The 24,488-nt window shown below is 70.9% G+C and carries 21 protein-coding genes and 1 pseudogene; 18 read left to right on the plus strand and 4 right to left on the minus strand.

Features of this window, described 5'->3' with window-relative positions; translation table 11 throughout:
* Positions 1-312: pseudogene (locus Asi03nite_RS13780) on the minus strand (AAA family ATPase); the annotation flags it as partial.
* Positions 313-857: 545 nt separating this feature from the next.
* Here Asi03nite_RS13780 and Asi03nite_RS13785 point away from each other — a divergent pair.
* Positions 858-1,709: a menaquinone biosynthetic enzyme MqnA/MqnD family protein gene (locus tag Asi03nite_RS13785; RefSeq protein WP_203679865.1), complete on the plus strand. Its 852-nt coding sequence runs from the start codon at positions 858-860 to the stop codon at positions 1,707-1,709.
* An 80-nt stretch (positions 1,710-1,789) separates the two neighbouring features.
* Entirely contained in the window at positions 1,790-3,271 is a 1,482-nt protein-coding gene (locus tag Asi03nite_RS13790; protein ID WP_203679866.1) for a COG1361 family protein, read from the plus strand.
* 227 nt (positions 3,272-3,498) lie between these two features.
* Here Asi03nite_RS13790 and Asi03nite_RS13795 read toward each other — a convergent pair whose 3' ends face one another.
* From Asi03nite_RS13795 to Asi03nite_RS13805, 3 genes are all read right to left on the minus strand, one after another.
* Positions 3,499-4,455: an aldo/keto reductase gene (locus Asi03nite_RS13795; RefSeq protein WP_373872107.1), complete on the minus strand. Its 957-nt coding sequence runs from the start codon at positions 4,453-4,455 to the stop codon at positions 3,499-3,501.
* A 482-nt stretch (positions 4,456-4,937) separates the two neighbouring features.
* A complete protein-coding gene (locus Asi03nite_RS13800; RefSeq protein ID WP_203679867.1) occupies positions 4,938-5,768 on the minus strand; it encodes an SWIM zinc finger family protein in 831 nt (276 codons plus the stop codon).
* A 1-nt stretch (position 5,769) separates the two neighbouring features.
* Positions 5,770-8,799, minus strand: a complete 3,030-nt coding sequence (locus Asi03nite_RS13805; RefSeq protein WP_203679868.1) for a DEAD/DEAH box helicase — start codon at positions 8,797-8,799, stop codon at positions 5,770-5,772.
* A 227-nt stretch (positions 8,800-9,026) separates the two neighbouring features.
* On the opposite strand from Asi03nite_RS13805, the gene Asi03nite_RS13810 reads away from it, so the two are divergent.
* The 16 genes from Asi03nite_RS13810 (at position 9,027) to nuoK (ending at position 24,479) form a co-directional block, all read left to right on the plus strand.
* Positions 9,027-9,200 (plus strand): hypothetical protein, encoded by a 174-nt coding sequence (locus tag Asi03nite_RS13810; protein WP_203679869.1) that lies wholly within the window; start codon positions 9,027-9,029, stop codon positions 9,198-9,200.
* A gap of 33 nt (positions 9,201-9,233) precedes the next feature.
* A complete protein-coding gene (gene mqnC / locus Asi03nite_RS13815; protein ID WP_203679870.1) occupies positions 9,234-10,475 on the plus strand; it encodes a cyclic dehypoxanthinyl futalosine synthase in 1,242 nt (413 codons plus the stop codon).
* Between the two features lie 398 nt (positions 10,476-10,873).
* The gene (locus Asi03nite_RS13820) at positions 10,874-11,578 is read left to right on the plus strand and encodes a demethylmenaquinone methyltransferase (protein WP_373872108.1); all 705 of its coding nucleotides are present in this window, start codon (positions 10,874-10,876) and stop codon (positions 11,576-11,578) included.
* A 146-nt stretch (positions 11,579-11,724) separates the two neighbouring features.
* A complete protein-coding gene (locus Asi03nite_RS13825) occupies positions 11,725-12,003 on the plus strand; it encodes a hypothetical protein (RefSeq protein ID WP_203679872.1) in 279 nt (92 codons plus the stop codon).
* Positions 12,004-12,101: 98 nt separating this feature from the next.
* Positions 12,102-13,394: a geranylgeranyl reductase family protein gene (locus Asi03nite_RS13830; protein WP_203679874.1), complete on the plus strand. Its 1,293-nt coding sequence runs from the start codon at positions 12,102-12,104 to the stop codon at positions 13,392-13,394.
* 82 nt (positions 13,395-13,476) lie between these two features.
* On the plus strand, positions 13,477-13,842 hold the full coding sequence (locus Asi03nite_RS13835) for an NADH-quinone oxidoreductase subunit A (RefSeq protein ID WP_203679876.1): 366 nt from the start codon (positions 13,477-13,479) through the stop codon (positions 13,840-13,842).
* 5 nt (positions 13,843-13,847) lie between these two features.
* Positions 13,848-14,516: a NuoB/complex I 20 kDa subunit family protein gene (locus Asi03nite_RS13840; RefSeq protein WP_203679878.1), complete on the plus strand. Its 669-nt coding sequence runs from the start codon at positions 13,848-13,850 to the stop codon at positions 14,514-14,516.
* Positions 14,513-15,232: an NADH-quinone oxidoreductase subunit C gene (locus tag Asi03nite_RS13845; RefSeq protein WP_203679879.1), complete on the plus strand. Its 720-nt coding sequence runs from the start codon at positions 14,513-14,515 to the stop codon at positions 15,230-15,232. Before Asi03nite_RS13840 ends, Asi03nite_RS13845 begins: the two co-directional genes overlap by 4 nt.
* The gene (locus Asi03nite_RS13850; protein WP_203679880.1) at positions 15,229-16,554 is read left to right on the plus strand and encodes an NADH-quinone oxidoreductase subunit D; all 1,326 of its coding nucleotides are present in this window, start codon (positions 15,229-15,231) and stop codon (positions 16,552-16,554) included. The genes Asi03nite_RS13845 and Asi03nite_RS13850 overlap by 4 nt, the downstream gene beginning before the upstream one ends.
* Entirely contained in the window at positions 16,554-17,594 is a 1,041-nt protein-coding gene (gene nuoE, locus Asi03nite_RS13855; protein WP_203679881.1) for an NADH-quinone oxidoreductase subunit NuoE, read from the plus strand. The genes Asi03nite_RS13850 and nuoE overlap by 1 nt, the downstream gene beginning before the upstream one ends.
* Positions 17,591-18,907: an NADH-quinone oxidoreductase subunit NuoF gene (gene nuoF, locus Asi03nite_RS13860; protein WP_203679882.1), complete on the plus strand. Its 1,317-nt coding sequence runs from the start codon at positions 17,591-17,593 to the stop codon at positions 18,905-18,907. The genes nuoE and nuoF overlap by 4 nt, the downstream gene beginning before the upstream one ends.
* Entirely contained in the window at positions 18,907-21,405 is a 2,499-nt protein-coding gene (locus tag Asi03nite_RS13865) for an NADH-quinone oxidoreductase subunit G (protein ID WP_203679883.1), read from the plus strand. Before nuoF ends, Asi03nite_RS13865 begins: the two co-directional genes overlap by 1 nt.
* Entirely contained in the window at positions 21,402-22,769 is a 1,368-nt protein-coding gene (gene nuoH, locus Asi03nite_RS13870) for an NADH-quinone oxidoreductase subunit NuoH (RefSeq protein ID WP_203679884.1), read from the plus strand. The genes Asi03nite_RS13865 and nuoH overlap by 4 nt, the downstream gene beginning before the upstream one ends.
* Before the next feature lies 1 nt (position 22,770).
* Positions 22,771-23,403: an NADH-quinone oxidoreductase subunit NuoI gene (nuoI, locus tag Asi03nite_RS13875; RefSeq protein WP_239102670.1), complete on the plus strand. Its 633-nt coding sequence runs from the start codon at positions 22,771-22,773 to the stop codon at positions 23,401-23,403.
* Positions 23,400-24,143, plus strand: coding sequence for an NADH-quinone oxidoreductase subunit J (locus tag Asi03nite_RS13880; RefSeq protein WP_203680107.1), 744 nt, complete (start codon positions 23,400-23,402; stop codon positions 24,141-24,143). Before nuoI ends, Asi03nite_RS13880 begins: the two co-directional genes overlap by 4 nt.
* A gap of 36 nt (positions 24,144-24,179) precedes the next feature.
* A complete protein-coding gene (gene nuoK, locus Asi03nite_RS13885; RefSeq protein ID WP_203679885.1) occupies positions 24,180-24,479 on the plus strand; it encodes an NADH-quinone oxidoreductase subunit NuoK in 300 nt (99 codons plus the stop codon).
* Positions 24,480-24,488: the final 9 nt, after the last annotated feature.

Here is a 24,488-nt window from a genome sequence, read left to right on the forward strand (position 1 = left end):
CCGCCAGTCCAGCACCATCGGCTCGCCGGCGTCGTCGGTGACGTGCCGGCGACCCACGTGGTACGCGTTCTCCTCGATGTCGAGGCGGCCGAAGAAGAGCGGGGTGTCCGGGTCGTCGGCGAGCTCCTTGACCCGGCGGGCCATGTGCCGGCCCAGCTGCTCGGCGGTGTAGGCGTCGCCGGCCACCTTGTCGCCGGTGGAGAAGAGCGCTTCGGCGCGTCCGCGCATCCGCCGCAGAGCGGCCCGGGACTCGGCGAGGTGGTGTCGTTCGGTGGAGAGTTCGGTGTCCAGGTCCTGAGCGGGCACGGGCATCCTCGGCAGGCAGTTTCTTCGGCTGCGCTCGCGTTTCCGGGCGGCGGGTCGGCCGCCGGCCGGCGCGGGGGACGTCCGCTGCGGTGCATGCTCACCACGGCCGTCAAGCGGCCCTCCAGGCTACGCCGTCGAGCACGGTTGTCCACCGATTTAAGCGCTTCGAACCGAGAGCGCCCACCAACTGGTCGACCAGGCGAATCTGCGTCTCGCCGGACCGCGCGGGGGCGCGGCCTCACGCACGAGCGGGTGGTTTCGCGGATGGGCGTCCCGGTGGCGCGCGGCTCGCAGATCGAGTCCGGCACCGTCTCCACCCAGGAGTGCTGAGCCGGTACATCGCCGCGCCGTGCGGGGACGCTGAAGCTGACCGTCGACTCCGGGGACGAGCACGGCCGCGCCTTCGCCGCGGTCACCGCTGTCGTCCGGGGCGCCGGCCTGCTGGCCGCGCTCGCCTGCTGGCCGCTGGTCAGCCGCGCGCGGGTGCGACCTGGGACACCCGGGGCTCCGGCACCGGGTGGATCCACCGGGATCGGGGATACCGTCGCTGCATGAGCGACAGCGTCAGTCGGCCCCGGGTCGGGCACATCCAGTTCCTCAACTGCCTTCCGATCTACTGGGGGCTGATGCGCTCCGGCGCGCTGCTCGACGTCGACCTGCACAAGGACACGCCCGACCGGCTCAGCGCCGCGCTCGTCGCCGGTGACCTGGACATCGGCCCGATCACCCTGGTGGAGTACCTGAAGCACGCCGACCAGCTGGTGCTGCTGCCCGACCTGGCGGTCGGCAGCGACGGCCCGGTGCTGTCGGTGAACCTCGTCTCCACCCGGCCTCCGGCGGAGCTCGACAAGCGGCCTGTCGCTCTGGGCTCCACCTCACGGACCGGCGTGCTCCTGGCGCAGATGCTTCTTTCCGAGCGGTACGGTGTCGAGCCCACCTATTTCCGCTGCCCACCCGACCTGTCGTTGATGCTGCGCGAGGCCGAGGCGGCAGCGCTGATCGGCGACCCGGCGCTGCGCGCGCTGTACGAGGCGCCCGCCCTCGGCCTGCAGGTGATCGACCTGGCCGACGCCTGGCGGGACTGGACCGGCCTGCCGATGGTTTTCGCCGTCTGGGCGGTGCGGAAGGACTTCGCGGCCGCCTACCCCGGCCAGGTCAAGGACGTGCATGAGGCGTTCCAGCGCTCCAAGGAGCTGTGCCTGGGCGAGCTGGACGAGGTCGCCGAGGCCGCGGCGCGCTGGGAGCCGTTCGACGCGGCGACCCTGGCCAACTACTTCCGGGCGCTCGACTTCTCGCTCGGCGAGCGCCAGATCAAGGGCGTCCGGGAGTTCGCCCGGCGTGCGGCGAATCGCGGCGAGGTGCCGCCGTTGCCCCCGGAAGGCCCGCTCTTCGCCGATGTTTGATCTCCGCTGGTCGGGGCCGTAGGATCCGCGGACTCCTCCTCCCGCCGCCGCCGGTGGCTCGAAGTCCGAAAACGGTGACCATGCGCCTGCGCGCTCTCCTCAGCCGGCTCGTCCTGCCCCCGGCCGCCGCGGCGATCGCGACGGCCGGGCTGGCCCTGCCGGCACATGCCGACTCCATCGCCGACTTCCCGATGGTGCTGCTCAACATCACGGACACGGTGACCGTGATCGACGGGCAGTCGAAGACCGTCAAGTTCGACGTGCTGAACCTCGGCAGCGCCGACGCCGGCGACGTGGTGATCGGCTTCGCGAGCCGCGCCGGGCTCGGGTTCGTCCCGCCGGCCGGCTGCTCGGCGACCGCCTGCGAGATCGAGAAGTTGTCGGCGGGGGAGCGGCGGCACCTCAGCTTCACCGTGCGGCCGTCCGCCGGGGCGAGCCTCACCTCGTACCTCGACGTGACCGCCTCGGTGGCCGGCGAGGAGAGCGACGACATGCGGGTGACGGTGGTCCGGACCACCCGGGCCGGCGTCGACCTGGAGACCGGCGACCTGCCGGACCTGAAGCTCGATCGGGGTCAGTCCGCCGACCTGCCGGTCCGGGTGGTGAACACCGGGAACGCCACGTCGGGCCGGCTGGCGATGGCGGTGATCGCCGAGGGCGGGCTCGAGCCGCTGCTGGCCTACCGCAACTGCGAGCGGGACGATGCCCCCGAGCTCAGCGCCGTGATCTGTGTCTTCGACCAGACGCTGGCGCCCGGGGCGTCGTACACCCTGCCGGCCGCCACCCCCGCGAAGATCGAGGTTGGGGCGGACACGCCGGGACCGGCCGACTATTACGCCAGCGTCGTGGCGGTCGGCCTGACCGACGACTACCTGAAGGCCTTCAGCAAACGCGCCGCCTCCGCGCGCGGCGCCGAGCTCGAGCTGACCCCGGCCGCCGGGGCCGGCGACGACGAGTTCGCCGACGACGACCTCAACCCGGACGACAACGTGTCCGAGTTCATGGTCGCGGTGGGCAGGTCGGACGCGGACAGCAAAGCCATCGGCGCTACGTTCCGTGGCGCGCCCGGCGAGTCGGTCACGGTCCGGGTCGGCACGCAGAACCTGGGTCCGACCGCCACGGTTCGCGCGGGCCTCAAGTGGATGGGGTATGTGCACGTCAACGTGCCGGCCGGGGTCGAGCTGACCGAGGTCGACGAGTGGTGCCTGCCGGGCACCTCGCCGTCCCGCCTCGACCTGGACGCCGGCCTGGACAGCGCGGACTGGGTCTGCCCGCTGCTCGACCAGCTGCCCAACGGTGAGAAGCGGCTGTTCAGCTTCTCGGGGATGGTCCGGGACGGCGCGCACCAGGCCGGTTTCGTGCGGGTGGACGGCGGCGCGCAGGACACCGTACACGGCAACGACAAGGCCACGCTCGACGTCGTGGCGGACGCGGGCGAAAGCCTGCCGATCACCGGCCCGTCGGCCGGCCTGATCGCCGGCGGCGGAGCTGCGCTGCTGGTGGCGGGCGCGCTCGCCCTCCGGATGGCCCGCCGTCGCCCGATCGTCACGGTCGCCGGCTGATCAGGATCAAGACCGCCGACGCGGGCCGGATGCGACGCATCCGGCCCGCAATTATCTCGGCTGTACGACCCTGAGCACCCGGCCACATATCGCCCGGTTCTTCAGCGGCCCCGCTCCGCGGCGCCCCGTTCTCCCGCAGCCCCGGCTGTGCCGTGCCCGGTTCTTCGATGGCCCGGTGTGCTGCCCCGTGAGTGCGTCGTCTTTCCTCTTGCGCTGTATCTGCGCGGTCAGGCCGTGAGGATGGCGTCGAGGGCGGCCAGGTCGGCGGCGCTCAGCTCCCACGAGCCGGCGGCGGCGTTCGCGTGCACCTGGTCGGGCGTGGTGGCACCGGCGATCACGCTGGTCACCGCGGGCCGGGCGGCCAGGCCGGCGATCGCCACCTCGAGCAGGCTGTGTCCCCGCTCGGCGCCGAACGCGGTCAGCGCCTCGATGGTGTCCCAGTCGGCGTGCTGCAGCCACGGCGCGTACCGCTCCTGGGCCAGCCGGGTGCCGGCGGCCGGCTTCTCGTCGCGGCGATACTTGCCGGAGAGCAGCCCGGAGTCGAGCGGGAAGAACGGCAGCAGGCCGAGACCGAAGTGCTCGCAGGCCGGGACCACCTCGATCTCGACGTCCCGGTGCAGCAGGCTGTACCGGTTCTGCGCGCTGACGAACGGGGTCAGGTTCGCGGCCCGGGCAGTCCAGTCGGCGTCCGCGATCTGCCAGCCGGAGAAGTTCGAGTTGCCCAGGTAGCGCACCTTCCCGGAGCGGACCAGATCGTCCAGCGCGGCGAGCGTTTCCTCGATCGGCGTGGCCGGGTCGGGCTCGTGCAACTGGTAGAGGTCGATGTAGTCGGTCTCCAGCCGCCGCAGGGACGCCTCGACCGCCCGCACGATGTAGCGCCGGGAGCCACGGGCGCCGAAGTCCCGCCCGTTCATCCCCTCCATGTCCATGCCGAACTTGGTGGCGAGCACGACCTCGTCCCGCCGGCCCTTGAGCGCCGCGCCGAGCAGTTGCTCCGAGCTACCGTGCGGGGTGCCGTAGATGTCCGCGGTGTCGAACAGCGTGATCCCGGCGTCCAACGCCGCGTCGACCACCTCACGGGTGCCGTCCGCGTCGAGCTTGCGGCCGAAGTTGTTGCAGCCGATGCCCACCACGGACACCACAAGACCCGACTCGCCGAGGCGCCGGTAGCTCATCTCAGTCATGGCTCAAACCTAGCCCCGAAGAAGATCGGCATCTCCGGAAGGCCACATATCGTTCATCCTCTATTGACACGTGTTGTTACGCCTCGCATGCTTGTGGGCACTCTCCGAGAGGCGAAATCCCCTCAAGTCGGGTAGTCTGCAAGCCGCCGCGTCCATCGTGGACTCGCCCACGATCGGTCCACGATGGGCGCGGCCCGCCTCCGGCCGGGCGCGCGCCCAACCCGCGCGTCACCTGCGTCTGCGCGCCGCTTCCGCCGCGCCCGGGTTCGCGTTCCCTCGTGCCCCGCTCGCGTCCCTTCGCGCTGATCCGGCATCGCGCCTCGCGCCGCCCCGCCTCCAGCTTGTGCCCGGCAGCCGGACCGCGGCCCGATGACCCCGCGAAGCGGGTGCCGGCCCTCAGCTGGAGCGGCCCGGCGCGGGTGCCGGTCCGGAGCGAGGACGGCCCCGAAACGGGTCCCGGTCCGGAGCGAGGACGGCCCGGGTCACTCCTCCGGCGGGTCGGCCAGATCGCGGTAGACCGGGCGGAGCAGGTCGATCAAAGGAATGTGGCGGACCTTGACCGGCGGCGGGTCGAGGGCGCGGAGCAGCAGCTCCGGAGGGCTGCCCCCGCGGGTGGGCCGCTCGCGGAGACGGCCCAGGCTGACGGCGGGGGAGTAGTAGTCGGCCAGGCGGTCGGTCAGCGGCTCGGACGGGACGGTGAGCGGGTCCGGCGCCTCGCCCGGGTCGGCCGTCCCGCGCAGGGCGTCGAGCAGCGGCTCGCGGGCGCGGCCACGCCAGGCCAGGACCAGGAACGGGTCGTCGTCGAAGGCTTCGGCCAGCACGTACAGCGCCGCGGAACCGTGCTTGCACGGAACGCCCCAGTCGGGGCAGGAGCAGTCGATCTGCAGCTCCGACGGGAAGAGCGGCAGCCCGAGATCGGTGAACAGGTCGACGATCTCGCGCGGCATCTCGCCGGCCAGCAGCGCGGCCCGGTACAGCGCCTGGGCGCCGAGCGCCTCGGTGATCTCCGCCCACTCTGCGTCATCGAATGCGGTTATACGGATAGTCACCTGGTACGGCGTGGGCCGGGAACCCTGCACCCGCGCCACCATCTGCCCCGGGCTGAGCGCGAAGCCGATCACCTGCCCCTTGCGCGCGTAGGCCCGCCCCCGCGCGAGCCGGCCCGGGTCGCAGACCTCCTCCAGCACGTCGACGAAGCGCCGGGACCACCACTGCTCGCCGATCTTGCCCCGTTTCGACCGGACGGCCAGGCCGCCCTCGACCTCGATCGGGCGCCCGGCCTCGTAGAACCTCCCGGACTTGTCGAACGGCATCTCAGCCCACCGCCGCCGGGTCCAGCGCGAACAGCTCGCGCAGCTGGTCGGTGCTGAGGTCGGTGATCCACTCCTCGCCGGTGCCGACGACCGCCGAGGCGAGCGCCTTCTTCCGCTCGATCATCGCGTCGATCTTCTCCTCCAGCGTGCCGGTGCAGATGAACTTGCGTACCTGCACGTTGCGGGACTGCCCGATGCGGAACGCCCGGTCGGTGGCCTGGTCCTCGACCGCCGGGTTCCACCACCTGTCGAAGTGGACGACGTGGTTGGCGGCGGTCAGGTTGAGGCCGGTGCCGGCCGCTTTCAGCGAGAGCAGGAAGAGCATCGGCTCGTCGGCGGTCTGGAACCGGTCGACCAACTCGTCGCGGCGGGACTTGCTCAGCCCGCCGTGCAGCCAGAGCACCGGGCGGTCCAGGTGGGCCGCGAGATAGGGCTGCAGCAGCGAGCCCCACTCCGCGTACTGCGTGAAGACCAGGGCCTTGTCGCCGTCCTCGACGATCTCCTCGGCCAGCTCCTCCAGGCGGGCCAGCTTGCCGGACCGGTCGGGCAGCCGGGAACCGTCCTTGAGCAGGTGCGCCGGATGGTTGCAGACCTGCTTGAGCTTCATCATCGCGGCCAGCACGTTGCCCCGCCGCTGGATGCCCTCGGAGCTCTCGATCTCGGCCATCATGTCCTCGACCACGGCCTGGTAGAGGGTGGCCTGCTCCGGGGTGAGCGTGCACCACACCTTCATCTCGTCCTTCTCCGGGAGGTCCGAGATGATGGTCTTGTCCGTCTTGAGGCGGCGCAGCACGAACGGCCCGGTCGCCCGTTTCAGCGCCGCGGTCGCGTCCTCGTCCTGGCGGGCCTCGATCGGCTCCTGGAACCGGCGGCGGAACCGTTTCGCCGGACCGAGCAGCCCCGGGTTGCAGAAGTCCATGATGGACCAGAGCTCGGCCAGGTGGTTCTCCACGGGGGTGCCGGTCAGCGCCAGCCGGGTGCGTGCCGGAATGGCCCGGACCGCCTGGGACTGGCGCGTCCCGCTGTTCTTGATCGCCTGCGCCTCGTCGCAGGCCACCCGGCTCCACCCGATCTCCCGCAGCGCCTCCAGGTCGCGTAACGCGGTCCCGTAGGTGGTCAGGACCAGGTCGGCGGCGCCCACCGCGGCGAGGAACTCGTCACCACGCTGCCGGGTGGCGCCGTGGTGCACGTAGACGCGCAACGCCGGAGCGAACCGGGCGGCCTCCTTCCGCCAGTTGGTGATCAGCGACATGGGGCAGACCAGCAGGGTCGGCGGGATCTCGCCGGGCCCGGTCCCGGCCCGCTCGGTGAGCAGCAGCGAGAGGGTCTGCGCGGTCTTGCCCAGGCCCATGTCGTCGGCGAGGATGCCGCCCAGCCCGAGCCGGCTGAGGAAGTGCAACCAGGAAAGACCACGTTCCTGGTACGGCCGGAGCGTGCCCTGGAAGCCCTCCGGGGTGGGCATCGGGTCGAGCCGCTCCGAGGCCTGCCCGGAGAGCAGGTCACCGAGCGTCCCGTCGGCGTCCACCTCGACCAGCGGCAGGTCCTCCTCGCCGCCGTCGACCACCTGCTGCAGCACCTCGGCGGCGGTCAGCTCGCCCGCCCGCCGCCGGCCGACCGCCTTGAGCGCCGCCTTGAGCTGGCGATCGTCCAGTTCCACCCACTGCCCGCGGACCCGGACCAGCGGCACCTTCAGCCGTGCCAGCTCGGCCAGCTCCTCGGGGCTGACCACGCTGTCGCCGATCACCAGGTCGAGCCGGAACTCGACGATCTCGGCCAGCCCGAACCCGGACGCCGCGGCGGCCCGCGAGGAGCCCGCCTTGGACCGGGACCGGGTGGTCAGCTTGAGGCCGGCGCCCTTGCGACCGGCCCAGGACGGCAGCTGCACCCCGAACCCGGCGGCCTGCAGCAGCGGCGCGGCCTGGCGCAGGAAGTCGTACGCCTCGGCGGTGGTCAGGACCGTCCCGGCCGGCTGCGGCTCGCGGAGCGCCCCGTGCAGCGCCGGGAACAGCCGGACCGCCCGGCCCAGCCCGGCGAGCAGCGCCTCGTCCGGCCGGCGTGGCAGGCCGGGGAACCGCTCACCGGCCCAGACCGCCTCGGCCGGCAGGTAGAGGCCGGAGTCCTCGGCGGACTGCAGGGCGAACTCCAGGTCCCACGCGTCCTCACCGGGCTCCGGCTCGATCAGCCGGAAGCTGACCCGGATCGGCCCGTTCGCCGCCTGCGCCGCGCGCATCCAGTCGTCGAGCGCCTTGCGCAGGTCACGCAGCTCGCCGGCGGGCGCGTCGGGCAGCGTGGGATCGGCCGCGGTCAGCGCGTTGACCCAGCGATCCGGCAGTGGCGCCTTCGGTCCGGCCCGGTGCCCGCCCAGGATCTTCTCGGGCAGGACCGACCGGGCCGCGGAGTCGAGCATGGTCTCCAGGGCGTCCCGCAGCGTGTGCCCGGTGTCCTGCCCCGCCGGCGCACCGAACGCCCGGACCACCGGCGGCATCCCGGCGGCGAAGTCGCGGTAGCCGGCGAGGTCGGGACCGGTGAGCACGGAACGCCAGCGCGCCGCAGGCATCCGCTCCTCGATCACCAGCTGTGGCAGCATCCGGCCACGCCGGGCCAGGTCGCAGGCCCAGCCGGCGACCAGGCAGAGATATCGCAGCGACGCGCCGGGCACCCACGGCGCGGCCGGGTCGGGCTCGGCGAGCGCGCCCAGCAGCGCCAGCGCCGACTCGCCGGCAACCGTGACCGCCGGCACGATCCAGGACCCGAGCCGCACCCCGCGCGGCGCGCCCGTCTCCACGCCGGTCTCGGGCGAGGGCGCCGGCCCCCGCGACGTCCCGGGCAGCCGCACCGTGGCAGGACCGCAGGACGCGTCTGCGGGGAGGCCGAGCGCGCTGATCAGCGCCTCGGCGCCGACGGCGAACGGATGGGGCCGCACCTTGGCGCGGGACGCCGGAGCCGGCCCGGCTCCCGGCTCCTCCGCCCAGAGCAGCAACCGGCCGGGCCGCCCGGACCCGGGCACCCAGCCGCCGTGAACGACGAGCACTTCTTCTACCCCCTGAACAGTCCGTCGAGATTATCGGCCGAGCGGCGGGTCAGCCCACTCCGCCAACTCGAAAACGATCCCATTGGGGTCGGTGACCAGGAGCAGCCGCCCGCCGCACGGCTCCGCACGGATCGGCAGGGACGGCTCGACGCCCTCGGAGCGCGGCCGCGCGGTGCGGCCACGAGACCGACCGGGCGTGGTGGCAGGAGCGCGGCCCGGTCTTCGAAGTGGTCTTCGACCAGCATGCCCACCCGACGGCGGCGCGGGTCGGCGCGACGGCCGGGGCCGCGCTGGGCGCCGCCTACGACCCCGACGCGGCGTACGAGTTCGGCCCGCGCCGCGTCCTCGAGGGCCCGGGCGTGCTGAACGACGGCGGGAGTGGCCGTGATCCGGGCCGCTGACGATCCCCGGAGAGGGGACGTACGCTTCCAGACGTGACGGCGAACCCGGAGATCGACAGCATCCTGCAGCGCGGCGCCGACGGCGGGCGGATCACCCCCGACGAGGCGCTGCTGCTCTACACGGAGGCCCCGTTCCACGCGTTGGGCGAGGCGGCCGACGCGGTCCGCCGCCGGCGCTACCCGGACGGCATCGTCACGTACCTGATCGACCGCAACATCAACTACACGAACGTGTGTGTCACGGCGTGCAAGTTCTGCGCGTTCTTCCGGGCGCCCAAGCACAAGGAGGGCTGGGTCCACCCGACCGAGGAGATCCTGCGCCGCTGCGGCGAGGCGGTGGAGCTCGGCGCCACCCAGGTGATGCTGCAGGGCGGGCATCACCCGGAGTTCGGCGTGGAGTACTACGAGGACCTCTTCTCCTCGGTCAAGCGGGCCTACCCGCAGATCGCGATCCACTCGATCGGGCCCAGCGAGATCCTGCACATGGCCAAGGTGTCCGGTGTCTCCATCGAGGAGGCGATCATCCGGATCAAGGCGGCCGGGCTGGACTCGATCGCCGGCGCCGGCGCGGAGATGCTGCCGGACCGGCCGCGCACGGCGATCGCCCCGCTCAAGGAGAGCGGCGCGCGCTGGCTCGAGGTGATGGCGGTGGCGCACCGCAACGGCCTGTCCTCGACCGCGACCATGATGATGGGCACCGGCGAGACCGCGGCCGAGCGCATCGAGCACATCCGGATGATCCGCGACGTGCAGGACCTGGCGGTGGCGAACGGTTACCGCGACGTCGCGGTCGAGCAGTCGCACGAGGTGGGCGGCTTCCGCGCCTTCATCCCGTGGACCTACCAGCCGGAGAACAACCATCTGAAGGGCCGCACCCAGGCCACCACGCTGGAGTACCTCCGGCTCATCGCGGTGTCCCGGCTGTTCTTCGACAACGTCGCCCACCTGCAGGCGTCCTGGCTGACCACCGGCAAGGACATCGGCCAGCTCTCGCTGCACATGGGCGTCGACGACCTGGGATCGATCATGCTGGAGGAGAACGTGATCTCCTCGGCCGGCGCCCGGCACCGCTCCAACCTGCAGGAGCTCATCTCGATGATCCGCACCGCGGATCGCATCCCGGCGTGGCGCGACACCTGGTACAGGCATCTGGCGGTGCACCGCACGGCGGCCGACGACCCGACCGACGACCGCGTGGTGTCGCACTTCTCCTCGATCGCGCTGCCCGGCGGCGGTGTGGGCCGGACTCGGCTCCCTCTGGTGGAGGCGAACTAGGGGCCTGGCCGCCGTCGGCACGCTCGTCCTCACCGCCCGGCAGGCCGGAGATTCCGCGCGGAGGCCGCGACCGGGAAGCCGTCACCGAGCCCTTCGGTGAGCCGCGCCTGGCCGTTCGGCCAGGGTGGGGGTCGTCGGACCGGTGAGGGCTGGATTGCTCCTTCGTAACGAGCCCGCCGGTTGGCTGTACCGGCTGGTTGCCGCTCGTTACGTTGCCTGCGTAAGGCATTGGGCAAACCTCATGCGTCGCCGGGCGGTCAGTGTCGGTGACGAGCAGTCGGACCCGACCGATGGCGGTCGTATATATAACGCACAAGGATGCGGGCGGGATGGGCGACCATCCCGCCCGTTCTGTTTCCGGGCCTCCCCGGGAGAGGCCGTCCGGCCGGGGTGGCAGAGTGGACCGGGTGACGCGCGCAGACCTGGACAAGCAGCCGCACGAGGTCGCCGAGATGTTCGACGGCGTGGCCCAGAGGTACGACCTGACCAATACCGTGCTTTCCTTCGGCCGGGACCGCGGCTGGCGCCGGGCCACCCGGGCCGCGCTCGGCCCGCGGCCCGGCGAGCGGGTGCTGGACGTCGGCGCGGGCACCGGGGTCTCCACCGACGAGCTGGGCCGGTCCGGCGCGTTCGCGGTCGGCGCCGACCTCTCGGTAGGGATGCTGCAGGCCGGCCGGCGGGTCCGGCCCCGGGTGCCGCTGCTGGCCGGGGACGCGCTCCGGCTGCCGTTCCCGGACGCCACCTTCGACGCGGTGACGATCTCCTTCGCTCTGCGTAATGTCGTGGACACCGAGGCTGCGCTGCGTGAGTTCGGCCGGATCACCCGGCCGGGCGGGCGGCTGGTGGTGTGCGAGTTCAGCACTCCGACGAATCCGGCTTTCCGGACGGTCTACATGCAGTATCTGATGCGGTCGCTGCCGACCGTGGCGCGTGGCGTGGCGAGCAACCCCGACGCGTACGTGTATCTGGCCGAGTCGATCCGGGCGTGGCCGGACCAGGCGGGGCTGGCGGCCCGGATCGCCGGGTCGGGGCCGTGGGACCGGGTGGGCTGGCGGAACCTGACCGGCGGGGTGGTGGCGCTGCACCGCGCGACGCGCCGCTGAGGCCGTACCCGGGCGGCGGTGGCGGACCGCAGGCGGCGGGCAGCGAACCGCGGGTGGGTGAAGCGGGCCGTGATCATCTCGCGCGGGTCGGTGACAAACCGGGCGTTTCGCGTACGGCGTGCGAATCGCCTGTTTAGCTCGAAGGCATGACAAAAATCGGGCACCTCGACGACGCCGACATCGACGTCTCGATCGACGACGGCGAGGCCGGTGAGCGCCGCGCCACCGAGCTCGCCACGCGCCTGCGGATGGTCGCCGCACAGGACCCCCTGCTGGCGCAGGACCTGGTAGAGGAATTGATCGTCGCGCTGGACCGGGCCATGGACGGCACCATCCGAGATCATCTCGACGGTCCGGCCCGCGGGATGGCCGAGCGCGTTCTGGGGGACTCTGACCCGATTTGCGAGCCACGCCGAAACAATTAGGCCGACCTGAGCGCAAAGATCGTCGATAGTCGGCCTAGACTCCGATCGAGGCATGCTTGTGAACTAATTCACGAGCACTGCGGATCGGAGGCTGCACCGTGAACGACCACTCGTCATCCATCGTCGCTGACGAAGCGGACGTGATCGTGGTCGGAGCGGGCCCCGGTGGCAGCGCCGCCGCCTATCACCTCGCCCGGCACGGCCTGCGCGTGCTGTTGCTGGAGAAAACCGAGTTCCCGCGCGAGAAGGTGTGCGGCGACGGGCTGACCCCGCGCGCGGTCCGCCAACTGGTCCGGATGGGCGTCGACACCTCCGAGAAGGCCGGCTGGCTGCAGAACAAGGGTCTGCGCGTGATCGGCGGTGGGGTCCGCCTGGAGCTGGACTGGCCGGAGCTGGCCAGCTTCCCCAACTACGGCCTGGTCCGCACCCGCCTCGACTTCGACGACATGCTGGCCCGGCGCGCGGTCGAGGCCGGCGCCCTGCTGCGGACGAACGTGACAGTCACCGGCCCGGTCCTGGACGCGGACGGGCAGGTCGTCGGCGTCGAGGCCAAGGCCGGTCCGGGCAAGGACCCGGTGTCCTACCGCGCCCCCCTGGTGATCGCCGCGGACGGCGTCTCCGGCAAGTTCCCGCTGGCCCTGGGCCTGGCGAAGCGCGACGACCGCCCGCTCGGCGTGGCGGTCCGGCGCTACTACCGGTCCGCGGTCAAGGCGGACGACAACTACCTGGAGTCCTGGCTCGAGCTGCGCAGCGCGCAGGATCCGGGCCGGCTGCTCCCCGGCTACGGCTGGATCTTCGGTCTCGGCGACGGCCGGGTCAACGTCGGCCTCGGCATCCTGAACTCGTCCAGCGCCTTCGGGAAGACCAACTACCGGAACATGCTCACCGACTGGCTCGGCTCGACCCCCGAGGACTGGGGGCTGCGTGACGAGGCGAACGGGGAGGGCCCGACCCTGGGCGCCGCGCTCCCGATGGGCTTCAACCGGGTGCCGCATTACACCCGCGGGGTGATGCTGGTCGGCGACTCCGGCGGGATGGTCAACCCGATGAACGGCGAGGGCATCGCGTACGCGATGGAGTCCGGCGAACTGGCCGCCGAGGTGGCGGTGCAGGCGCTGGCCCGGCCGGCCGGGCCGGAGCGCGAGCGTGCTCTGCGGGCGTACCCCGCCGAGTTGAGCCTGCGGTTCGGCGGTTATTACCGCCTGGGCGGCGTGTTCGTGAAGCTGATCGGGAACCCGCAGATCATGCGGCTGGCCACCAAGCACGGCATGCCGCACCCGACGTTGATGAAGTTCGTCCTCAAGCTCCTGGCCAACCTCACCGACCCGCGCGGTGGGGACGCCATGGACCGCATCATCAACGGCTTGACGAAGGTGGCGCCCGCCGTCTGACGACGGAATCGGGCACCCCGACCAAAGGGATACAAAAGCGAAAAACTAGTGTGAAGCGGCTAACAGTCGTACGGGAGTGAAGATGACGATCAACCCATACGTCCCGATCGTCGGGTTGCTGATCCTCGGCGCGCTCTTCGCGTTGTTCTCGGTGTCGGTGGCACCGATCGTCGGGCCGAAGCGTTACAACCGGGCGAAGATGGACGCCTACGAATGCGGCATCGAGCCCGCCCCCCAACCGGTCGGCGGCGGCCGATTCCCGGTGAAGTTCTATCTGACCGCGATGCTCTTCATCGTCTTCGACATCGAGACCATCTTCCTCTACCCGTGGGCCGTGAACTTCCAGGCGCTCGGCCTGTTCGGTTTCGTGGAAATGGTCCTGTTCATCGTCACCGTCTTCATCGCCTACACGTACGTGTGGCGACGCGGCGGCCTCAACTGGGACTGATAACCATGGGAATCGAAGAGAAGCTGCCCAGCGGCATCCTGCTCACCTCGGTGGAGAAGCTGTCGAACTGGGCGCGCAAGTCGTCGTTCTGGGGCGCCACCTTCGGCCTGGCCTGCTGTGCCATCGAGATGATGGCGGCCGGCGGCCCGCACTACGACCTGGGCCGCTGGGGCATGGAGGTGTTCCGTGCCTCGCCCCGCCAGGCGGACCTGATGATCGTCGCGGGCCGGGTCAGCCAGAAGATGGCCCCGGTGGTCCGGCAGATCTACGACCAGATGCCGGAACCCCGCTCGGTGATCTCGATGGGCGTCTGTGCCTCGTCCGGCGGCATGTTCAACAACTACGCGATCGTGCAGGGCGTGGACCACATCGTCCCGGTCGACATCTATCTGCCCGGGTGCCCGCCCAGACCGGAGATGCTGATCGACGCGATCCTGAAGATGCGCGAGAAGGTGATGGCCCAGCCGCTCGGCCCGAACGGGCGCAAGATGCTGGAGCAGCGCCGCGCCGAGGGCAAGCTGCCGATCGTCGCGCCGGGCGCCATGCCGTCGTCGTACCGCGTGGACAAGGCACGCCGCGCCGAATGGACGCAGGCCGTCAAGGAAGGTCGCGAGGAGCAATTGCGGATCGAGAACTGGATGAAACTCCAGCCGCATTTGCGGGAGGGCAAATGAGCATTCGACCCGGAACTGAGGGTGGCGTTCCCGTTACTACAACGACGGGCGCAAATATTGATGCACCCGCACAGACGCCGCCCAGCCCGGATAAGGGCATGTTCGGCGTCACAGGCACCGGAGACGTCTCCGGCTTCGGTCGCCTGGTCCGCCCCCGACCTGCTGTTTTTGACAGTCCACGGCCTTACGGCGGGTATTTCGACGACGTCTATGACGCGTTGGAGGAAGCATATCCGGCCCTCTCGGAAGCCATCGAGAGAGTGGTGGTGGATAGGGCGGAGCTCACACTTCACATCAGGCCCGAGAGAATCACGGATATCTGTCAGGTAATGCGGGACGACGAGTCCCTTCGATTCGAGCTGTGCTCCTCCGTCGACGCGGTCGACTACCTGGGCAGCGACGAGCGGCGCTTCCACATCGCCTATCAATTGACCTCGATGACGTACCGCCGGAGGGTCCGTCTCGAGGTGGCTGTTCCGGACGGCGTGGCGGTTCCGAGCGTCACCGGCGTCTACCCGACCGCCGACTGGCAGGAGCGGGAGGTCTACGACATGTTCGGCGTCGTCTTCGCCGGCCACCCCAACCTCACCCGGATCCTGATGCCGGACGACTGGGAGGGCCATCCCCAGCGCAAGGACTACCCGCTCGGCGGGGTGCCCGTGGAGTACAAGGGCGCCGAGATCCCGCCGCCCGACCAGCGGAGGGTCTACCAGTGACAACGTCGGAATACGCGAGCGCGCGCGAGACCACCGAGGGCCGGGTCTTCACGGTCACCGGCGGCGACTGGGACAGCGTCACGTCCAGCATCGACCCGCTCAGCAACGAGAAGATCGTCGTCAACATGGGTCCCCAGCACCCGTCCACGCACGGCGTGCTCCGGCTGGTGCTGGAGCTCGAGGGCGAGACGGTGACCGAGGTTCGCCCGGTGATCGGCTACCTGCACACCGGCATCGAGAAGAACCTGGAGTACCGGACCTGGACCCAGGGCGTCACGTTCGTCACCCGGATGGACTACCTGTCCAACATGTCGAACGAGGCGGCGTACTGCCTCGCGGTGGAGAAACTGCTCGGCATCACCGATCAGATCACCGAGCGGGCCAGCACCATCCGGGTCATGTTCATGGAGCTGCAGCGGATCGCCTCGCACCTGGTCTGGCTGGCCACCACCGGCATGGAGCTGGGCGCGATCTCGATGATGCTGTACGGCTTCCGCGAGCGGGAGTACATCCTCGACATCTTCGAGGAGACCTCCGGCCTGCGGATGAACAACGGCTACATCCGGCCCGGCGGACTGGCCCAGGACCTGCCGGACAGCGCGGTCAAGAAGATCCGGGACTTCCTCGCGTACCTGCCGAAGAAGCTCAAGGAATACGAGGCCATGCTCTCCGGCCAGGTGATCTGGCAGAAGCGCACCCAGGGCGTCGCCGTCCTGGACGTCACCGGCTGCCTGTCGCTGGGCATCACCGGCCCGGTGCTGCGCGCCGCCGGCCTGCCCTGGGACCTGCGCAAGACCATGCCGTACGCCGGTTACGAGAACTACGAGTTCGACGTCCCGACCGCGACCACCGCTGACGTCTGGGGCCGTTACCTGGTGCGGCTGGCGGAGATCAAGGAGTCGCTCAAGATCGTTGAGCAGGCGCTCGACCGGCTCCGGCCCGGCCCGATCTGGATCGAGGACAAGAAGATCGCCTGGCCCGCGCAGCTCGCGCTGGGCGTCGACGGTCTCGGCAACTCCCTGGAACACGTCGCCAAGATCATGGGGCAGTCGATGGAGTCGCTGATCCACCACTTCAAGCTGGTGACCGAGGGCTTCCGGGTTCCACCCGGCCAGGTCTACGTCGCGGTCGAACATCCGCGTGGCGAACTCGGCGTCCACGCGGTCTCCGACGGCGGCACCCACCCGTACCGGGTGCACTACCGCGAGCCGAGCTTCGTCAACCTCCAGGCCATCCCGGCGATGGCCGAGGGCGCACTGCTCGCCGACGTGATCGCCGGCGGCGCCTCGCTGGATCCCGTGATGGGTGGGTGTGATCGTTGATGTCCGAAACCGCTCTGGAGTTCTCCTCGGCAGCCGCTCCGCTGGCGGAGAAGCTGCTCGGGTCCGCGCGGGAGATCCTCGCGCGCTACCCGGCCGGCCGGGAACGCTCCGCGCTGCTGCCGCTGCTGCACCTGGTGCAGACCGAGGAGGGCTACGTCAGCCCGGCCGGGGTGGCGTTCTGTGCCGAGGTGCTGGGCATCAACAAGGCCCAGGTCGGCGCGGTCGCCACCTTCTACACCATGTACAAGCGGCGCCCGACCGGCGAGTACCTGGTCAGCGTCTGCACCAACACCCTGTGCAACGTGCTCGGCGGGCAGGAGGTCTACGACCGGCTGTCCGAGCACCTGGGGGTCGGCCACGACGAGACCACCGCCGACGGCCGGATCACGCTGGAGCACGCCGAGTGCCTGGCCGCCTGCGACTACGCGCCGGTGGTGACGGTCAACTACGACTTCACCGTCGACCAGGCCACCCCGGAGTCCGCGGTGGAACTGGTCGACAAGCTGGCCACCGGGGAACGTCCCACGCCGGCCCGGGGCGCCCGGATCTGCTCGCTGCGGGAGATGTCCTACCAGCTCGCCGGTTTCGCCGATCCCCGGGACGGCGCGGTCGGCGACGGGGTGGCCGGCGCGCCGACCCTGCGCGGCGTCAGCCTGGCGCAGGAGCACGGGATCGCGGTGTCCGGCTTCCACCTGGACACGCCGATCACCAAGACCAAGCCCTCGCCGCGCGAGGAGGCCGCGCAGAAGCCGGGCAAGGTCGCGACGGCGGTGCAGGCCGCGACGAGCGCCGTCAAGGCCGTCGCCGGGAAGGTCACCGAGCAGCGGCCGCCCGCCCGGACCACAGGCGACGTCAAGGACCCCGAGGTGCGCACCGCCGAACAGCGCGACTCCGCCACGAAGGCGGCCGCGCCGGTCGTCGAGACGCCCGCCGAGCAGGCCGGGACGGCCACCAACGTGCCCGCCGGGGACGGCAAGCCGGCCGGCGACAGCACCCGTGGCGAGCGCATCGTCAGCCAGGGCACCGAGGAGGAGAAATGACGCAACCCCGGCCGGAGGTGCTCCAGAAGCTCACCCCGGTGCTCACCAAGCGCTGGCTCTCGCCGGACGCCTGGCAGATCGGCGTCTACCAGCGGCTGGACGGCTACCAGGCGGTGCGCAAGGCGCTCGACGTGCACCCGGACGACCTGATCCAGCTGATCAAGGACTCCGGGCTGCGCGGGCGTGGCGGCGCCGGCTTCCCCACCGGGCTGAAGTGGGGCTTCATCCCGCAGGGGGACGGCAAGCCGCACTACCTGGTGATCAACGCGGACGAGGGCGAGCCGGGCACCTGCAAGGACCTGCCGCTGATGACGTACGACCCGCACTCGCTGGTGGAGGGCGCGATCATCGCGTCGTACGCGATCCGCGCGAACCGGGCGTTCATCTACATCCGCGGCGAGGCGGTGCACGCCGCGCGGCGACTGCGCAACGCGGTCCGCGAGGCGTACGCCGCCGGTTACCTCGGTGAGAACATCCTCGGCTCCGGGTTCGACCTGGAGCTGGTGGTGCACAGCGGGGCCGGCGCGTACATCTGCGGCGAGGAGACCGCGCTGCTCGACTCGCTGGAGGGCTTCCGCGGCCAGCCCCGGCTGCGCCCGCCGTTCCCGGCCGTCGCCGGCCTCTACGCCAGCCCGACAGTGGTCAACAACGTCGGGACCATCGCCAGCGTGCCGTACATCGTGCTGGGTGGCGCCGACTGGTGGAAGAGCATGGGCACGGAGAAGTCGGCCGGCCCGATGATCTACTCGCTCTCCGGCCGGATCGCCAACCCCGGCCAGTACGAGTGCGGCCTGGGCATCACCCTGCGCGAGCTGATCGAGCTGGCCGGCGGTATGCGGCCCGGACACAACCTCAAGTTCTGGACCCCGGGCGGCTCGTCCACGCCGATCCTGACCGCCGAGCACATCGACACCCCGATGGACTTCGAGGGCGTCGCGGCGGCCGGCTCGATCCTCGGCACCACGGCGATGCAGATCTTCTCGGACCAGGACTGTCCGGTCTACAACACGTGGCGGTGGCTGGAGTTCTACCACCACGAGTCGTGCGGCAAGTGCACCCCGTGCCGGGAGGGCAACTACTGGATGGTGCGCACGTACCGGCGGATCCTCGCCGGCCACGGCACCTACGCCGACCTGGACACCCTTCAGGACACCGCGGACAACATCTTCGGCCGGTCCTTCTGCGGCCTCGGCGACGGCGCCGCGACGCCTGTCGTCTCGACGCTGAAGTGGTTCCGGGACGACTACCTCGGCTACATCGAGGGCCGCACCGCCCCGCGGCTCTCCGAGAAGTCCCTCGTAGGAGCGCACTGATGACCGACGTAGCGAAGAGGGCCGACACCGTCACCCTGACCATCGACGGGGTGGAGGTGCAGGCCGAGAAGGGCGAGCTGGTGATCCGGGTCGCCGAGCGGATGGGGATCGCGATCCCGCGGTTCTGCGACCATCCGCTGCTGGCCCCGGCCGGCGCCTGCCGGCAGTGTCTGGTCGAAGTGGAGGGGCAGCGCAAGCCGGTCGCCTCGTGCACCCAGACGGTGGCCGAGGGCATGGTGGTCAAGACCCAGCTCAGCTCGCCGGTGGCGGCCAAGGCCCAGGCCGGCGTGATGGAGCTGCTGCTGATCAACCACCCGCTGGACTGCCCGACCTGCGACAAGGGCGGCGAGTGCCCGCTGCAGAACCAGGCGATGAGCACCGGCCGCGCGGACTCCCGGTTCCACGAGCAAAAGCGGGAGTACGAGAAGCCGATCCACATCTCCAGCCAGGTGCTGCTGGACCGCGAGCGCTGCGTGCTCTGCCAGCGCTGCACCCGGTTCTCCGAGGAGATCGCCGGGGACAAGTTCATCGACCTGATGGACCGCTCCTCCGGCGAGCAGATCAACGTCTACCGGGACGACTTCTTCGGCGGCGAGGGCACCGGCGACGGGCAGGTCGGCGAGGGCGCCGGGGACGTGCCGTTCAACTCGTACTTCTCCGGCAACACCGTCCAGATCTGCCCGGTCGGCGCGCTCACCGGCGAGCAGTACCGGTTCCGCGCCCGCCCGTTCGACCTGGTCTCCTCGCCGACCACCTGCGAGCACTGCGCGGCCGGCTGCTCGATGCGGGCCGACCACCGGCGCGGGAAGGTGCTGCGCCGGCTCGCCGGTGACGACCCGGCGGTCAACGAGGAGTGGAACTGCGACAAGGGCCGGTGGGGCTTCCGCTACGCCACGGCCACCGACCGGATCACCGCGCCGCTGGTCCGCGACCCGCGGACCGGGCAGCTGCGCGAGGCGTCCTGGAGCGAGGCGCTGGTCGCCGCGGCCGAGGGGCTCCGCACGGCACGCCAGCGCGGCGTCGGGGTGCTCACCGGCGGGCGGCTCACCGTGGAGGACGCGTACGCGTACGCCAAATTCGCCCGGGTGGTCCTGGGGACCAACGACATCGACTTCCGGGCCCGGCCGGTGCGAGCCTCCGGCTCGCCGGCCGAGATCACCGAGGAGGCGGACTTCCTCGCCGCCGCGGTGGCCGGGATCTCCGATCTGACGTACGCGGATGTCGAGTCCGCGCCGTCCGCGCTGATCGTCGGGCTGGAGCCGGAGGAGGAGTGCCCGATCCTCTTCCTGCGGCTGCGCAAGGCGGCGCGGCGCGGCACGCTCGCGGTCACGGCTGTCGCGCCGTACCTCTCCCGGGGTTTCGAGAAGCTCGCCGCCGCGCTGGTCCCGGCCGTGCCGGGCGACGAGGCGCGGCTGCTCGGCACGGATCCGGCGGTGGCCGCGGCGCTCAGCGCGCCGGGCAGCGTGCTGCTGGTCGGCGAGCGCCTGGCCACCGTGCCGGGCGGGCTCTCCGCGGCGGCGGCGCTGGCCGCCCGGACCGGGGCGCGCCTGGCCTGGGTGCCGCGCCGGGCCGGTGACCGGGGCGCGCTGGACACCGGCTGCCTGCCGAACCTGCTGCCCGGCGGCCGCCCGGTCAGCGATCCGTCGGCCCGCGCCGAGCTCTCCATCGCCTGGGCCGTGGAGACCGGCACGCTGCCGAGCAAGCCGGGCCGGGACGTCGACCAGATCATCGCGGCGGCGGCCGGCGGGGCGCTCGGCGGCCTGCTGGTCGGCGCGGTGGACCCGGGCGACCTGGCCGACCCGGCGCTCGCCGAGCAGGCCCTGGACGCGGTGCCCTTCCTGGTCAGCCTGGAGCTGCGGAAGAGCGCGGTGACCGAGCGGGCCGACGTGGTGCTGCCGGTCGCGCCGGCGGTGGAGAAGGCCGGCACCTACATGGACTGGGAGGGCCGGCTGCGGTCCTTCGAGACGGTCCTGCGGGACAGCACGGCGATGACCGACGGCCGGGTGCTGGAGGCGATCGCCGCGCTGCTGGAGGTCTCCCTGAACACCGGCGACGTGCGGTCGGTCCGCCGGGAGCTGGGCGCGATGCCGGCCAGCTCGGCCCGCCCGGAGCCGCCCGCGGTCGCGGCCGGGGCGGTCGCCGAGCCCGGCGAGCACGCCGCGGTGCTGGCCACCTGGCACCAGCTGCTCGACCTCGGCACGCTGCTGGACGGCGACGAGGTGCTGGCCGGCACGGCGCGCCCGCCGGTCGTCCGGATCGGCAAGGAGCTGGCCGGACAGCTGCGGGTCACGGACGGAGACCCGGTCACGGCGCGCACCGGCCGTGGCTCCGTCACCCTGCCCGCCGCCATCACCGACCTGCCCCGGCAGGTGGTGTGGCTGCCGACGAACTCGCCGGGCTCCGCGGTGCGCCGCGACCTCGGCGTCACCGCCGGTGCGGTGGTCCGGTTGTCGGCCGGGCTGCCCGGCCCGATCCTCGCCGAGGGAGCTGACCGATGAACCTCCTGCTCGCGGCGCACGCGGAGGACCCCACGCTGCAGACGTTCGAGCAGGACGTCTGGTGGATCACGCTGATCAAGCTGCTCGGCGTGTTCGTCCTGCTGTTGCTGCTGACGCTCTTCACGATCAACTACGAGCGCAAGGTCGTGGCCCGGATGGCGGTCCGGCCCGGCCCCAACCAGGTCGGGCCGAAGGGCTGGCTGACTTCCCTGAGCGACGGCTTGAAGCTGCCGTTCAAGGAGGAGATCATCCCGAGGACCGCCGACAAGGTGGTCTACTTCATCGCCCCGGTGATCTCGGCGACCACCGCGTTCACCGCGTTCTCGGTGATCCCGTTCGGCGGCGTGGTGACCATGTTCGGTCATCGGACCGCTCTCCAGCTCACCGACGTGCCCGTCTCGGTGCTGGTGCTGCTGGCCTGCTCCTCGATGAGCGTCTACGGCGTGGTGCTGGCCGGCTGGGCCTCCGGATCGACGTATCCGCTGCTCGGTGGTCTGCGATCAAGTGCGCAGATGATTTCGTACGAGGTGGCGATGGGTCTCTCGATCGTCGCGGTCTTCATGACCGCCGGGTCGATGAGCACGTCGCAGATCGTCGCCGCGCAGTCCTCCGGGGATCCCACCAAGATCTTCGGCGCCGAGATCACCATGCCCGGCTGGTACTGCCTCCAGCTGCTGCCGAGTTTCCTGATCTACGTGATCTCGGCGGTCGGTGAGACCAACCGGGCCCCGTTCGACCTGCCCGAGGCGGAGTCCGAGCTGGTCGGCGGCTTCCACACGGAGTACTCGTCGTTCAAGTTCGCGCTCTTCTTCCTGGCCGAGTACATCAACATGATCACCGTCTCGGCGTTCTGCACCACGCTCTTCCTGGGCGGCTGGCGGGCGCCGTGGCCGATCACCGCGATCTGGGCCGGCGCCAGCTCCGGGTACTTCGCCCTGATCTGGTTCTTCCTCAAGGTGTTCGCGCTGCTCTTCGGCTTCATCTGGCTACGGGCCACGCTGCCCCGGCTGCGCTACGACCAGTTCATGAGGTTCGGCTGGAAGGTCCTGATCCCGATCAACCTGGTCTGGATCCTCTTCCTGGCGTACTTCAAGATCGCCCGCAGCGGCGCGCTCTCCGACGAGGTCCGGTGGATCTCCACGGCGGCTATCGCGCTGATCGTGTTGATCGTCGCCTGGGCCTGGCCGGCCAAGGAGAAGCCCAAGCAGCTCTCCCTGGAGGAGGAGCTGGCCCGTCGCCCACCGGGCAGCTTCCCGGTTCCCCCGATGGACCTGCAGGTCCCCCCGAGCCCGCGTGCCCGCCGCGCGGTCGCCGAGCGTGCCCCGGCCGCCGTCGGCGGCGACTCCGAGTCGAAGGAGGTGTGACGTGAACACGTTGACCGGTTCCTTCAAGGGCTTCGGCGTGACGTTCGCCCACATGTTCCGCAAGGTGGTCACCACCGACTACCCGTTCTCCCCGCCCAAGCCGGCCCCGCGCTACCACGGGCGGCACATCCTCAACCGCCACCCGGACGGTCTGGAGAAGTGCATCGGCTGCGAGCTGTGCGCGTGGGCCTGCCCGGCCGACGCGATCTACGTCGAGGGCGGCGACAACACCGACGAGCAGCGGTTCTCGCCGGGCGAGCGGTACGCGAAGATCTACCAGATCAACTACACCCGGTGCATCTTCTGCGGGCTCTGCATCGAGGCCTGTCCGACCCGCTCGCTGACCATGAGCAACGAGTACGAGCTGGCCCGGGACAGCCGCCAAGACCTGATCTTCACGAAGAAGGAGCTCCTGGCCCCGCTGCTGCCCGGGATGGAGCAGCCGCCGCACCCGATGCGCCTGGGCGAGACCGACAAGGACTACTACATCGGGGCGTTGACCAACCCCGGCACCTCGGCCGGCGCGGAGCGGGCGCCGTGGTCGGACCAGGGCACGCACGACGCCTCCGACCCGGCGGACCACGCGAGCCGGCCGGAGACCGCGGGCCCGGTACGCAAGGAGGGCGCGGCATGACGCACGTGTCCACCGGTGAGGCCGTCGCCTTCTGGATCCTCGGCTCCCTCGCGGTGCTCGGGGCGCTCGGCATGGTGCTGGCCCGCAACGCGGTGCACTCCGCGCTGTGCCTGGCCGTCACGATGCTGAACCTGGGCGTCCTCTACGTGATCAATCAGGCGCCGTTCCTCGGCTTCGTACAGATCATCGTCTACACCGGCGCGATCATGATGCTGTTCCTGTTCGTGCTGATGCTGGTCGGCCGGGACACGTCGGACTCGCTGATCGAGACGCTGCGCGGGCAGCGGGTCGCGGCGATCCTGCTCGGCGCCGGGTTCGCCGGCCTGGTCGGCGCCGTCCTGGCCCGTGGCCTGGAGGACACCCCGACGGCCGGCCTCGACGCGGCCAACCAGAACGGGAACGTGCAGGGCCTGGCCTCGCTGCTGTTCACCAAGTACGTGTTCGCCTTCGAGGTCACGTCGGCGCTGCTCATCACGGCGGCGGTCGGCGCGATGATCCTGGCCCACGTCGAGCGGGCCAAGGGCGACCGGCACGACCAGGTGACCCGGATGAAGGAGCGGTTCCGCCCGGGCAACTACCCGGCGCCCAAAGCCGGCCCCGGCGTCTACGCGAACACCATGTCGGTGGCCGCGCCGGCCCGGCTGCCGGACGGCAACGGGGCGGAACGCAGCATCTCGCCGATCCTGCCGGTCCGGGAGCTGAGCGCTTCCGAGGCAGCCCCGAAGGGCACCGAGAAGTGAACGCGAAGCGGAGCGATCAAAGGCGGGTGCGGCGAAGTGACTCCTGATTATTACTTGATTCTCGCCTCGGTGTTGTTCACCATCGGCGCGGCCGGCGTGCTGATCAGGCGCAACGCGATCGTCCTGTTCATGTGCATCGAACTGATGCTGAACGCGGCGAACCTGGCGCTGGTCACCTTCAGCCGGATCAACGGCGGCCTGGACGGGCAGATCATCTCGTTCTTCGTGATGGTCGTCGCGGCGGCCGAGGTCGTGGTCGGCCTCGCCATCATCATGTCGATCTTCCGTACGCGGCGCTCGGCGAGCGTCGACGACGCGAACCTCCTGAAGTACTGAAGGGGCCTG

This window comes from Actinoplanes siamensis, from assembly GCF_016862395.1.
GTDB classification, from domain to species: domain Bacteria; phylum Actinomycetota; class Actinomycetes; order Mycobacteriales; family Micromonosporaceae; genus Actinoplanes; species Actinoplanes siamensis.

Bases quoted from the DNA above. Each gene is read 5' to 3' on its own strand.
- Asi03nite_RS13785 (WP_203679865.1), top strand. From the start codon at position 858: ATGAGCGACAGCGTCAGTCGGCCCCGGGTCGGGCACATCCAGTTCCTC.
- Asi03nite_RS13790 (WP_203679866.1), top strand. From the start codon at position 1,790: ATGCGCCTGCGCGCTCTCCTCAGCCGGCTCGTCCTGCCCCCGGCCGCC.
- Asi03nite_RS13795 (WP_373872107.1), bottom strand. From the start codon at position 4,455: ATGACTGAGATGAGCTACCGGCGCCTCGGCGAGTCGGGTCTTGTGGTG.
- Asi03nite_RS13800 (WP_203679867.1), bottom strand. From the start codon at position 5,768: ATGCCGTTCGACAAGTCCGGGAGGTTCTACGAGGCCGGGCGCCCGATC.
- Asi03nite_RS13825 (WP_203679872.1), top strand. From the start codon at position 11,725: ATGACAAAAATCGGGCACCTCGACGACGCCGACATCGACGTCTCGATC.
- Asi03nite_RS13835 (WP_203679876.1), top strand. From the start codon at position 13,477: ATGACGATCAACCCATACGTCCCGATCGTCGGGTTGCTGATCCTCGGC.
- Asi03nite_RS13840 (WP_203679878.1), top strand. From the start codon at position 13,848: ATGGGAATCGAAGAGAAGCTGCCCAGCGGCATCCTGCTCACCTCGGTG.
- Asi03nite_RS13845 (WP_203679879.1), top strand. From the start codon at position 14,513: ATGAGCATTCGACCCGGAACTGAGGGTGGCGTTCCCGTTACTACAACG.
- nuoE (WP_203679881.1), top strand. From the start codon at position 16,554: ATGTCCGAAACCGCTCTGGAGTTCTCCTCGGCAGCCGCTCCGCTGGCG.
- nuoF (WP_203679882.1), top strand. From the start codon at position 17,591: ATGACGCAACCCCGGCCGGAGGTGCTCCAGAAGCTCACCCCGGTGCTC.
- Asi03nite_RS13865 (WP_203679883.1), top strand. From the start codon at position 18,907: ATGACCGACGTAGCGAAGAGGGCCGACACCGTCACCCTGACCATCGAC.
- nuoH (WP_203679884.1), top strand. From the start codon at position 21,402: ATGAACCTCCTGCTCGCGGCGCACGCGGAGGACCCCACGCTGCAGACG.
- Asi03nite_RS13880 (WP_203680107.1), top strand. From the start codon at position 23,400: ATGACGCACGTGTCCACCGGTGAGGCCGTCGCCTTCTGGATCCTCGGC.